The organism is Acinetobacter sp. 24-47-66, assembly GCF_056779755.1.
Genome location: NZ_JBWYIL010000009.1, coordinates 105,037 through 115,890, shown reverse-complemented (window position 1 = coordinate 115,890; position 10,854 = coordinate 105,037). Strand labels below are relative to the sequence as shown.

Here is a 10,854-nt window from a genome sequence, read left to right as displayed (position 1 = left end):
TCCAAGGCGAAGGCTATGGACAACTCCGCTTTGATGACACCACAGGACAAATCTCCACCCAACTGCAAAACACCCACGGGGCGAGCCAACTTAACCTAGGGAATCTCAGTCATCCCAAAGCAACAGCAGAAAGTGAAGGACGCGGCGAAGGCTTCGAACTCAGAACTGACCAATGGGGTGCAGTACGAGCGGGCGAAGGCATACTCATCTCCACCTACAAACAAGAACAAGCCAAAGCAAACCATTTAGATGCAAGCGAAGCCAAACAACAACTCGAAAGTAGCTTAAACAACGCCAAAGCCTTAAGTGAAGTGGCACAAAATCAACAAACTGATCCACTGAGCTTACTCGAAAACCTACAGTGCTATCTCAAGAACTTAGAGAGCGAAGACCAAAGCAAAGCCGCGGCTTTTAAACAAGCGATCATGCTCTTGGCTTCACCAAGTTCAATTGCCATAGAAAGTAACGAAGACATCCACCTCAGTGCAGATGGGCAGATCAACCAAATTGCACAAGGAAGCATCAACACCAGTACCCAAGACAGCATTGTTAGCCATGCCAGCAAAAAGATCAGCTTATTTGCAGCGCAAGAAGGGGCACGACTGTATGCAGGGAAAGGGAAGATCGAGATTCAAGCTCAAGGAGATGGTGCTGACCTGATTGCAAGAAAGGGGGTGCAGATTATTTCGACGGAGGCAAATGTCGACATCACCAGTGCGAAAGAAATTGTACTGACCGCAGGTGGTTCACAGCTAAAAATAAATGCTTCAGGGGTATTTCCTACGACTGGCGGTAAGTTTGAGGTTAAGGCAGGGCAGCATCAGTTTGTGAATGGAAAGAATGTATCAGCAAAATTTCCAGCTTTACCTACCTTTAAATTATTACCTAATAAAGTGGAATTAAAATACATTTATGATGACTTAAAACCTGTTGCACAAGCTCCATTTAAATTGATTTTTGCTGATGGTTCTTCCCAAGAAGGAGTACTAGATGCCGAAGGTTATGCCAAAGTCACTATTCCTAGTGATAAAACTCAACCTAAAGTCTACTATGGCTTTAGTAGTGTTGAGGCGAAACCAGATAGAGAAAAAGTTGATAATCCTTTCAAAGATCAAAAAGTGATGAGTGTTGCTGAAGCAGAGCAGTTAATTGAAAAATATAATCAACAGGAACTTGATGCATTATTAGATGAATATTTCCCTGATGAAATTGAAGACATGCTCATGTCGAATAATATCGAATACGATGATCATGTAAGCGATTATGAAGAACAATTAATACCACAACAAAATAATGTAGATGATGCAATAGCAGATGATTTAGAAGAAATTTTACTTACAGATGATTCTACTTCTAGATTAGACCTAGGAGATAAACAATGAATACTGCCGTAGCCAAGGGTTCAACGCAAGCTGTAAGAGTAACAGCTAAAGGGGAAGAATCGGCGGCTCAATGGATTAAAGGTGTACTTGATGGTAGTGGCTCCAGTCCCGCTCAAATTATTGTTGCAGTTGTGATAGGTTGTATACCCTTTGTTGGTCAAGGCGTTGATGTCGGGAATGTGATTGTCTCAGTCGTTAAAATATCAGAAAAGCCAGATAATAAAGAGAATTGGTTTGATTTGGTATTTAATCTTGTTGCATTTGTTCCAATTGCTGGTGATGGATTAAAAATTGTTTTTAAACAATTGCGTTCAGGTAAAGCTATGGGAGCTATTTTGGATGCAATACCAAGCAAAACATTACGTGGTGATGTAGATAAATGGTTTAGAACCTTAAATTGGAATACATACACAAGAGAGCTGCAAACAACTAGTAATAAAATTATTGATGGTTTAATTGGCGTTTTTGATAGTTGGATGACACGAGCTGTTCTCGGCAATGCTAAGTTAAAAACATTAGTAACTCAGCTTCAGCAAATGAAGAAAGTTGCCAATCAAAAAATTGATATGGTTATGAAAGAAATGCAAGCAGCCCATAAAAAGGCACTAGCAACTCCTTATCCTAACACTACAGCTAGAGCTCCAATTACGACTCGAACAGCGACAACAACCAGTAGACCAAATCAAAATCCAGCCCCACGAACTCAGCAAAATGGCAATGTATCAAGAAATACTGGAGGAAATAATGTAAGCCCAGGTCGTCAAAATACTTCAACACGACGTCAACAATTACAGCGAAAAAGAAGATCGAATCAAGAACTTGGTTCAGGTGGTGAGCACATTACGGATTATTACTATGTAAAACGCATGAAAAGTCGCTCTAAAATTAATAATAATGGCGTGCTGTACGAATATCACGATACGGGTCATAACGGACTTGATCATGTATGGCATAGTGCTCGACTAGCACATAAGTATCGTATTACAGACAGTAAAGCGACCAATGCACTGAGTCATCGAACACTGATGACACCAAAGGCAGCCATGATGGCATTGAAAATGGGTCTCGATGTTTATATGGCATCAGACCAAGATGATAAGGTTAAACGTTCAGTGGGGACGACTGTGAGTGATGGTGTGCAGATGTCGCATTTATGGATTGCGAGCAAAATAGATGCATCCAAAATTATTCCGAAACATAGTTCATTAATTCGTGATATTAAAACATGGAGAAGAGTCAATTTTAAGGCTTCTACAGAAAGAAGATTAGGGAAAGTTGTTGCAGTACATTGTCCTTATGACCGAAGTTTAGTAACTATAACAGGCGATAAATTTGATCATCATGAAAAATGTAAAGGTTTAAATAAACCCAAATGCACACGGACAGTTACGGCACACGGGATTAAATTAGAATTTGTTTTACCCAATGAGATGTTGGAGAGATAAAAGAATGTCGATACAAGTAAATGATCAAGAAATAGATTGGCAAAAATGGCAATTTTTAGAGATTAATGATGAAACAAAATTTAGAGATAATTTTTTAAATGCCCAAGATTATCATGAAAATTTTGAAGAACTTATAAATGGACTATATACCGTTGTAGATGGATTTAGTCATTATAAAAATGATTCTAAGTTTAGTGGATATATCGCAGCTGGTCACCAAAGAATTAGAGATGCTTTAGATTTGATGTCCTTACAATATTCAGCAGGTGGTGATTTAAATTTTACAAAAGAACTTTACCCGTATCTTCTTCATTGGACAGAAGAATATGCTGAAACGAGTCATCTTTATAATTTAAGCCCTGATGCAGGTGGACGTTATGTCTGGCATATTTCCTTGGGAACTGAAGATTATTGGTATATTGCTTTACGATTGATATGCTTTGGTTTACTGACAGGGTATGCAGATCAAATGAGTCGAATTATGACGATTATCGACTACACAGAAGCAACACCTGAAGGACAAGAAAAAGATGGCTTAATCGAGCGATTGGTTGCTCCATTTGTAAAAAATCGAGGCATACCACCGAATGATGCACGTCGTCATTTACCTTATCGTAAGCTCATTAAACTTTTTGATGCTGCACCTGAAAAACGTCCAGCGATGATGTTGCAATACTTAGAAGATTGGTATGAAGCCAGTCGTCGTGAACCTTATCATGATCAACATCCACAACCTGATATTAGATCAGGCATCAGTTATTTTGGTTATTGGTCATGGGAAGCAGCAGCAGTAACATGGCTATTAGATATTGACGATTCAACTTATCGAGAGCATCAATTTTATCCGAAAGATTTAGTCGATTTTGCTAGATCGCAAGCTGAATCGGTTTCAGCAGAAACCACTATAGAAAAAATTAAAATCAAAGGTGGAGAGCAATCCACGAAAACAGGTTTTTGGACGACTCCTGCCCAGCCAAATCAGCGTCAGCACTTTAGTAAAGGTGAGATTTTACCAATGCTTTCAGAGACAGATTGGGGTGAAGTATATTGGTATTTTGATGGTGAAGAATAATTTTAATTTGCCCTTCGGGGCATTATTTTTTATTTATAATAATATTCTCAGTTAGACATTTCAAATAACAAAAGTTTAGACATAACTAAATTTTATCATCAAGAGAAATGCAAAGAATTAAATAAAATTAAGTGCACACGGACAGTAACTGCACACGGTATTAAATTAGAATTTGTTTTACCAAACGAGATGTTGGAGAGATGAAAGTATGTCAATACAAGTAAATGATCAAGAAATAGATTGGCAAAAATGGTTGAGTTTAGAAGTAAAAGATACAAGTTTATTTAGAGATAAGTTGCTTGAGCAAGAAATGTATCACAAGAGATTTGATACGTTTGTTAATGGGTTATATACAGTTGTTGATGGATTTAGCCATTATAAAAATGATTCTAAATTTGGTGGATATATAGCATCTGGTCATCAAAGATTGAAAGATGCTCTGAACTTGATATCTTTACAATATTCAGCAGGCGGGGATTTAAATTTTATAAAAGAACTTTATCCATATCTTCTTCATTGGACAGAAGAATATGCTGAAACGAGTCATCTTTATAATTTAAGCCCTGATGCAGGTGGCCGTTATGTCTGGCATATCTCCTTAGGAACAGAAGATTATTGGTATATTGCTTTACGATTGATATGCTTTGGTTTACTGACAGGTTATGCAGATCAAATGAATCGGATTATGCCGATTATCGACTACACAGAAGCAACGCCTGAAGGACAAGAAAAAGATGGCTTAATTGAGCGATTGATTGCACCATTTGTAACAGATCGAGGTACACCACCAAATGAAGCACGTCGTCATTTACCTTATCGTAAGCTCATTAAACTTTTTGATGCTGCACCTGAAAAACGTCCAGACATGATGTTGCAATACTTAGAAGATTGGTATGAAGCCAGTCGGCGTGAACCATACTTTGAACAGCACCCAGAAACCGACTTAAGATCTGGTAGGAGTTATTATGGTTATTGGTCATGGGAAGCGGCAGCTGTTACATGGTTGTTAGATATTGATGATACAAATTATCGAGAGCATCAATTTTATCCGAAAGATTTAGTTGATTTTGCTAGATCGCAAGCTGAATCGGTTTCAGCAGAAACCACTATAGAAAAAATTAAAATCAAAGGTGGAGAGCAATCCACGAAAACAGGTTTTTGGACGACTCCTGCCCAGCCAAATCAGCGTCAGCACTTTAGTAAAGGTGAGATTTTACCAACGCTTTCTGAACAAGATTGGGGTGAAGTATATTGGTATTATGATGGTGAAGAATAGAATTAAAAATGCCCTTCGGGGCATTATTTTTATATGGATAATATTATTGCCCATTCTTAATATCATAAGTCCAAAGAAAAAAATAACTTCAACCATTATGAGAAATGTAAAGGCTTAAATAAGCCAAAATGTACACGTACAGTAACCGCACATGGTATTAAGTTAGAATTTGTTTTACCTAATGATATGTTACCGGAGTAATAAAATTGACTAATCAAGTAACTGATATAGATATTAATTGGGAACAATGGTTTAAGTTCGAAATAAATGATACGAATTATTATCGTGAAAAACTATTACCAGAAGAAATATATCATGAACGCTATTCAATTTTTCTAAATGGTATTTACTCTGTGACTGATGGATTTCAGAAATATAAATCTGGTGCTAAATCCAGTAAGAAAATGGCAGCGGGTCGAAGAAGAGTAATTGATGTACTAGATTTAATGTCACTACAATATTCAGCAGGTGGTGATATTGCTTTTATCCAAGAGCTTTATCCTTATTTATTAAATTGGACAGAAGAATATGCAGATGTTCATACACAATATCATCAAAGCCCAGATGCAGGCGGACGTTATGTTTGGCATATTGCCATGGGGACTGAAGATTATTGGTACATTGCTTTACGTTTAATTTGTTTTGGATTATTGACTGGTAATGCAGATCAAATGACGAGAATTATGCCAATTATTGATTACACGGAAGCAACGTCTGAAGGACAGGAAAAAGATGGCTTAATTGAGCGATTGGTTGCGCCCTTTGTAGAAGACCGTGGATTACCTCCTAAAGATGCACGTCGTCATTTGCCTTATCGTAAGCTCATTAAAGTATTTGATGCTACACCTGAAAAACGTCCAGCAATGATGTTGCAATACTTAGAAGATTGGTATGAAGCCAGTCGTCGTGAACCTTATTATGATCAACATCCTCAGGCTGATATTAATGAGGGTTTTTCATTTTTTGGCTATTGGTCATGGGAAGCAGCAGCAGTAACATGGCTATTAGATATTGACGATTCAACTTATCGAGAGCATCAATTTTATCCTAAAGACTTAGTTGATTTTGCTAGATCGCAAGCTGAATCGGTTTCAGCTGAAACAACTATTGAAAAAATTAAAATCAAAGGTGGAGAGCAATCCACGAAAACAGGTTTTTGGACGACACCTGCGCAACCGAATGGACGCCAATATTTCAAAAAAGGTGAGATTTTACCAATGCTTTCAGAGACAGATTGGGGTGAAGTATATTGGTATTTTGATGGTGAAGAATAATTTTAATTTGCCCTTCGGGGCATTATTTTTTATTTATAATAATATTCTCAGTTAGACATTTCAAATAACAAAAGTTTAGACATAACTAAATTTTATCATCAAGAGAAATGCAAAGAATTAAATAAAATTAAGTGCACACGGACAGTGACGGCACACGGCATAAAATTAGAATTTGTTTTACCGAATGATATTTTACCGGAGTAAGAAGATTGAATAGTCAAGTAAATGATATAGATATTAATTGGGAAGAGTGGTTTAAGCAAAAAATACTGATTAATAAAAATTACAGAGATAATCTATTACAACATGAAATGTATAGCCGAAGGTTTGATACGTTTCTTAATGGTATTTATTCAGTAACTGATGGTTTTCAAAAATATAAAACAGGTAGTAAAGCTAGTAAAAAAATGGCGGCAGGTCATCAAAGGTTACTAGATGTTTTAAATTTAATATCTTTACAATATTCTGCAGGTGGTGGTATACGCTTTATTCAAGAACTATATCCATACATTTTAAACTGGATGGAAGAATATGCAGATATTCATGCTCAGTACCATCAAAGTACAGAAGCAGAAGGACGTTATGTTTGGCATATCGCTTTGGGAACAGAAGATTATTGGGATATTGCTTTACGATTGATATGCTTTGGTTTACTGACAGGCTATGCAGATCAAATGAATCGGATTATGCAGATTATTGACTACACAGAAGCAACGCCTGAAGGACAAGAAAAAGATGGTTTAATCGAGCGATTGATTGCTCCATTTGTAACAGATCGAGGCACACCACCGAATGATGCACGTCGTCATTTGCCCTATCGTAAGCTCATTAAAGTTTTTGATGCTGATGCAGCAAAGCGTCCAGCCATGATGTTGCAATACTTAGAAGATTGGTATGAAGCCAGTCGTCGTGAACCATACCATGACCAGCACCCTCGGGCTGATATTGATGACGGTTTCCTTTATTATGGTTATTGGTCATGGGAAGCCGCAGCTGTGACATGGCTATTAGATATTGATGACACCATTTATCGAGAGCATCAATTTTATCCGAAAGATTTAGTCGATTTTGCTAAAGCACAATCAGAAAAAGTACAAACACAAGATTCGGTAGAAAAAATTAAAATCAAAGGTGGGGATAAATGTCCAAAAACAGGTTATTGGACGACTCCAGCCCAACCAAATGAGCGTCAGCACTTTAGTAAAGGTGAGATTTTACCAACGCTTTCTGAACAAGATTGGGGTGAAGTATATTGGTATTTTGATGGTGAAGAATAAAACTATATCGCTCAAGGGGAAACTTTCGTATTTATCGAAGTTTAATAAAAAAACTTTAGCGAGGGTTTTAAAAGACATTACATATTCGAATAGCTCATACTAGCTGCACCCTCATGTATAACCTAAGTAATTTTTTATAACGGATCTTTAGTTAAGATTAATTTGGCTGCGGAAAAATATCACCGTTTAATGTTGGATGATAAAGGCGTGTCTTTTTACATCAGGAATTAAAACTAATAACGAGGTGGAGTCAGAGCAAAGCAAACTTTCTCTTTGGAATACATCCAAGTAGTAATGAACGGAAAAATAACGATTTTTTTAACAAAAGTTTCAATATGAAAAATTATCTGAGTTTAATTTTTGGATTTTCGATATGTTGCCTATTATTGGCTTGTACTCCAAATACGAAAAGTAAAGGAAATGAAATCATGCCACCACAAAGTGCTATTTTACATTTTGGACAGCAAGGATTAAAAGATTTTATTCAATATAGTTATGCGCCAATAGACCGCCAACCTGCGGGGATGAATTTTTTGTCACTAGATTGGAGACCGCCCAAACTGGGACAGGTTAAAATTGTAACTGAACAAAGTAACTTTGAAATTGATAATGTTATTAGTGTAATGGGGACGCAAATTGCACGAATGGGCAATGATGGTGTTTTGATTATGGATGTAACCGCTAGTTTACATGCTAATGAATATACGACTAGAGAAGATGCATATCAGGCTTATGTAAAACTTATGAAGCAAATGAGTGAGAAAAACTGGAAGCAATATTTTTTACCTTATTCGGAACGTATAGATAAAAAAGATAATTTAAAATATATGAGTCAAAACATGGGAGAGGTTATTGACCCTAGCTATATTTTAAGTTTTAAAGAGTGGCAAGAAATGATGGATCTGACTAATGGCCATATGTATTTTAATTTATATAATAGTAATATTAATTTGGCGATATCTCTTTCTAAAACATATAAAGATGATAAAAAAGAACAGTATATGCTGAGATACAGTTTTGAGCATTTTAGATATACTGGTTTCAATGCTATTTCTAACTCAGATGAAATGACAGCAGAACAGTTAAAACAAGCCTTTTTAGATGAAAGAAGAGACAATGAAAAAGATCGTAAATTTAAGGAAGAAAAAATTAAACTAGAAGGCTATCATATTGATGACAGCTATGTAGACCCTGATGTTTGGCAATATATGAAATAGGATATTTGGTGGGCTTTGTTTTAGAAAGTTGTTTGTTAGGTTTGATTTAGCAATATAATTGTGAGACGAGTAAGCCCACACCTAAAATCTATTCGACATCCAACTGGCCTAATTACAATAAAAAGATTTAATTAATCGTGGAAATATTTCGATTTGTTTCGATCTTCAGACTCAATACCTTCGCCTTCAGGCAAACTCTTGGGTAAATTAAATAGATTGGACTTGATCAGGAAAGCCTCTACGTGGCGGACGATTCTTGAAGCCGTAGGCTCTGACACACCATAACTCGTTGCGACATGGAATAATGTTCGATATTCACGCCAATAACTTAAGCTCAGAAGGATTTGATCTTCTACACTTAACTTAGATGGTTTACCTTTAGCAGGTACAAGCATTTTTAGCTGTTCAGCCATTAAATCAAAGGTTGGCCATGAGATGCCTGTATATCGCTTAAACTGTGTTTCAGAAAGCTTTTTTTAGTCGATGTATTTCATTCGCAAATTATGCATGAATATTTAAAATTATTCGGTACACATAGTCAGCAAGTGATAGATCGTTTTTTGATTTATGAAAGAGATCTATTGATAAAGTTATTAAAATTCAAAATACAAATTGGAAGGATGCAATCTTACCTAAGGATACAACCGAAACTGTTGAATACCTATTAAATCGAGAAGCTTCAAAGAAAACAGTACAGCAGGGACAAATATTACATGCGACATCAAGTACTAGTCGTGCTAATTCAAGAGAGAGTAGTTCAAATAAAGCAGATAGATAATGAAAGTTGATCAAAAACTGAGATTTAGAGTAATTAATTTTTTAAAAATGATTACAAGTTATAGTTTTTTAAAAAAAATTTACTATCTCAATAAGGAATTTACTGTTGATTTTGAGAATGCTTTAAGAAAATCTAGTGAAGAGTTTGAATTATTAACTAGACATGAGAGAGAATTATTAATGTATCTCTATGTTCTAGATATTGAAGAAAAAACTTTATTAGATTTTCTAGGAAGTAAGTTCAAAAAAGAAGTCTATTCAGATTTTATATCTGAAAATATACACTCTACAATTTTTGGAAGATATGGTGATGAGCGCGGGCTTGAAAATGATCCTCTATATAAAAAATTAGGAATGGTCGGAAGGGATTCTGGTTGGATATTCGAAAATCTACATGAAAATGAAATAAAAAAGATATGTATTGCAAATGAGTTTACAGCATTTATAAAAATAACCCTATCTGATTTTGATAACGAATATTATATTCCTCATTATCCTTTTTTGTATAAAAAATGGAATTTTGAATCATTTAACAAGTTCGTGTATTGGAGTTTCATTCGCAGTATTAAAGTTGAATTAATTTTCGACAATAATCAAATAAATAGTGATATTGAAATTTTTTCAGGTGAAGAGATCCAAATTTCAGGTATATATGAACCTTGGTTTGAAAAATCCGTCTATCAAAAATTAACCAATGACCCTGAATATAATGTGTATGTTGGTTGCCCAAATTATTTTTTGGAAGGTTCGGAAGCTACTCAATATAAATTAGAAGGCACAGATGATTGGTATGACGTGAAATGGCGGCTTATATGGGAAGACAAACGCTATTTAGACGGAACAATTCCAGAAGAAGAAAAGAAATATATCTTTGATATAGAAAATATAGGAAAACATGCCAATCAACCCGAAACTGAATCAAATGAAAAATTAAGTATGGCGGCTGGGCAGGTTAGCCCTAAAGCAGGCTATTGGTATACAACAGCCAAATCAAATTCACGGCAATACTTTAAAAAAGGCGATATTTTTCCTGATTTTGAAAGTGATTGGGGCGAGATGTATTGGCAGTTTGATGGAGAAGAATAAAACTATATCGCTCAAGGTGAAAACTTTCGCATTGATGGAAGTTTAATA

Annotated in this window: 9 protein-coding genes and 2 pseudogenes; 10 read left to right on the top strand and 1 reads right to left on the bottom strand. The window is 35.7% G+C overall.

The window, feature by feature from the left end; all coding sequences use genetic code 11:
• The 9 genes and pseudogenes from AC1M84_RS10035 to AC1M84_RS09995 form a co-directional block, all read left to right on the top strand.
• Positions 1 to 1,382 (top strand): DUF2345 domain-containing protein (locus AC1M84_RS10035; protein WP_481594920.1); only part of this gene is annotated, 1,382 nt, incomplete at its 5' end.
• The gene (locus tag AC1M84_RS10030) at positions 1,379 to 2,827 is read left to right on the top strand and encodes a hypothetical protein (RefSeq protein WP_481594919.1); all 1,449 of its coding nucleotides are present in this window, start codon (positions 1,379 to 1,381) and stop codon (positions 2,825 to 2,827) included. The genes AC1M84_RS10035 and AC1M84_RS10030, both read left to right, overlap by 4 nt.
• Before the next feature lie 4 nt (positions 2,828 to 2,831).
• Entirely contained in the window at positions 2,832 to 3,899 is a 1,068-nt protein-coding gene (locus AC1M84_RS10025) for a PoNe immunity protein domain-containing protein (RefSeq protein WP_481594918.1), read from the top strand.
• An 87-nt stretch (positions 3,900 to 3,986) separates the two neighbouring features.
• Positions 3,987 to 4,103, top strand: a pseudogene (locus tag AC1M84_RS10020) (hypothetical protein); the annotation flags it as partial.
• A gap of 4 nt (positions 4,104 to 4,107) precedes the next feature.
• Positions 4,108 to 5,175, top strand: a complete 1,068-nt coding sequence (locus tag AC1M84_RS10015) for a PoNe immunity protein domain-containing protein (protein ID WP_481594917.1) — start codon at positions 4,108 to 4,110, stop codon at positions 5,173 to 5,175.
• A 93-nt stretch (positions 5,176 to 5,268) separates the two neighbouring features.
• Positions 5,269 to 5,376, top strand: a pseudogene (locus tag AC1M84_RS10010) (hypothetical protein); the annotation flags it as partial.
• A 5-nt stretch (positions 5,377 to 5,381) separates the two neighbouring features.
• Entirely contained in the window at positions 5,382 to 6,449 is a 1,068-nt protein-coding gene (locus AC1M84_RS10005; RefSeq protein WP_481594916.1) for a PoNe immunity protein domain-containing protein, read from the top strand.
• A 209-nt stretch (positions 6,450 to 6,658) separates the two neighbouring features.
• Positions 6,659 to 7,726, top strand: coding sequence for a PoNe immunity protein domain-containing protein (locus tag AC1M84_RS10000; protein ID WP_481594915.1), 1,068 nt, complete (start codon positions 6,659 to 6,661; stop codon positions 7,724 to 7,726).
• Positions 7,727 to 8,154: 428 nt separating this feature from the next.
• Positions 8,155 to 8,943: a hypothetical protein gene (locus AC1M84_RS09995; RefSeq protein ID WP_481594914.1), complete on the top strand. Its 789-nt coding sequence runs from the start codon at positions 8,155 to 8,157 to the stop codon at positions 8,941 to 8,943.
• Positions 8,944 to 9,074: 131 nt separating this feature from the next.
• Here the strand turns inward: AC1M84_RS09995 and AC1M84_RS09990 are convergent, their stop codons facing one another.
• Positions 9,075 to 9,356, bottom strand: a complete 282-nt coding sequence (locus tag AC1M84_RS09990; RefSeq protein WP_481594913.1) for a helix-turn-helix domain-containing protein — start codon at positions 9,354 to 9,356, stop codon at positions 9,075 to 9,077.
• A 364-nt stretch (positions 9,357 to 9,720) separates the two neighbouring features.
• On the opposite strand from AC1M84_RS09990, the gene AC1M84_RS09985 reads away from it, so the two are divergent.
• Positions 9,721 to 10,806, top strand: coding sequence for an Imm72 family immunity protein (locus tag AC1M84_RS09985; RefSeq protein WP_481594912.1), 1,086 nt, complete (start codon positions 9,721 to 9,723; stop codon positions 10,804 to 10,806).
• The last annotated feature ends 48 nt before the right edge of the window (positions 10,807 to 10,854 follow it).

Excerpts from the sequence above, each read along its gene's own strand:
- AC1M84_RS10030 (WP_481594919.1), top strand. The coding sequence starts at position 1,379 with ATGAATACTGCCGTAGCCAAGGGTTCAACGCAAGCTGTAAGAGTAACA.
- AC1M84_RS10025 (WP_481594918.1), top strand. The coding sequence starts at position 2,832 with ATGTCGATACAAGTAAATGATCAAGAAATAGATTGGCAAAAATGGCAA.
- AC1M84_RS10015 (WP_481594917.1), top strand. The coding sequence starts at position 4,108 with ATGTCAATACAAGTAAATGATCAAGAAATAGATTGGCAAAAATGGTTG.
- AC1M84_RS09995 (WP_481594914.1), top strand. The coding sequence starts at position 8,155 with ATGCCACCACAAAGTGCTATTTTACATTTTGGACAGCAAGGATTAAAA.
- AC1M84_RS09990 (WP_481594913.1), bottom strand. The coding sequence starts at position 9,356 with ATGGCTGAACAGCTAAAAATGCTTGTACCTGCTAAAGGTAAACCATCT.
- AC1M84_RS09985 (WP_481594912.1), top strand. The coding sequence starts at position 9,721 with ATGAAAGTTGATCAAAAACTGAGATTTAGAGTAATTAATTTTTTAAAA.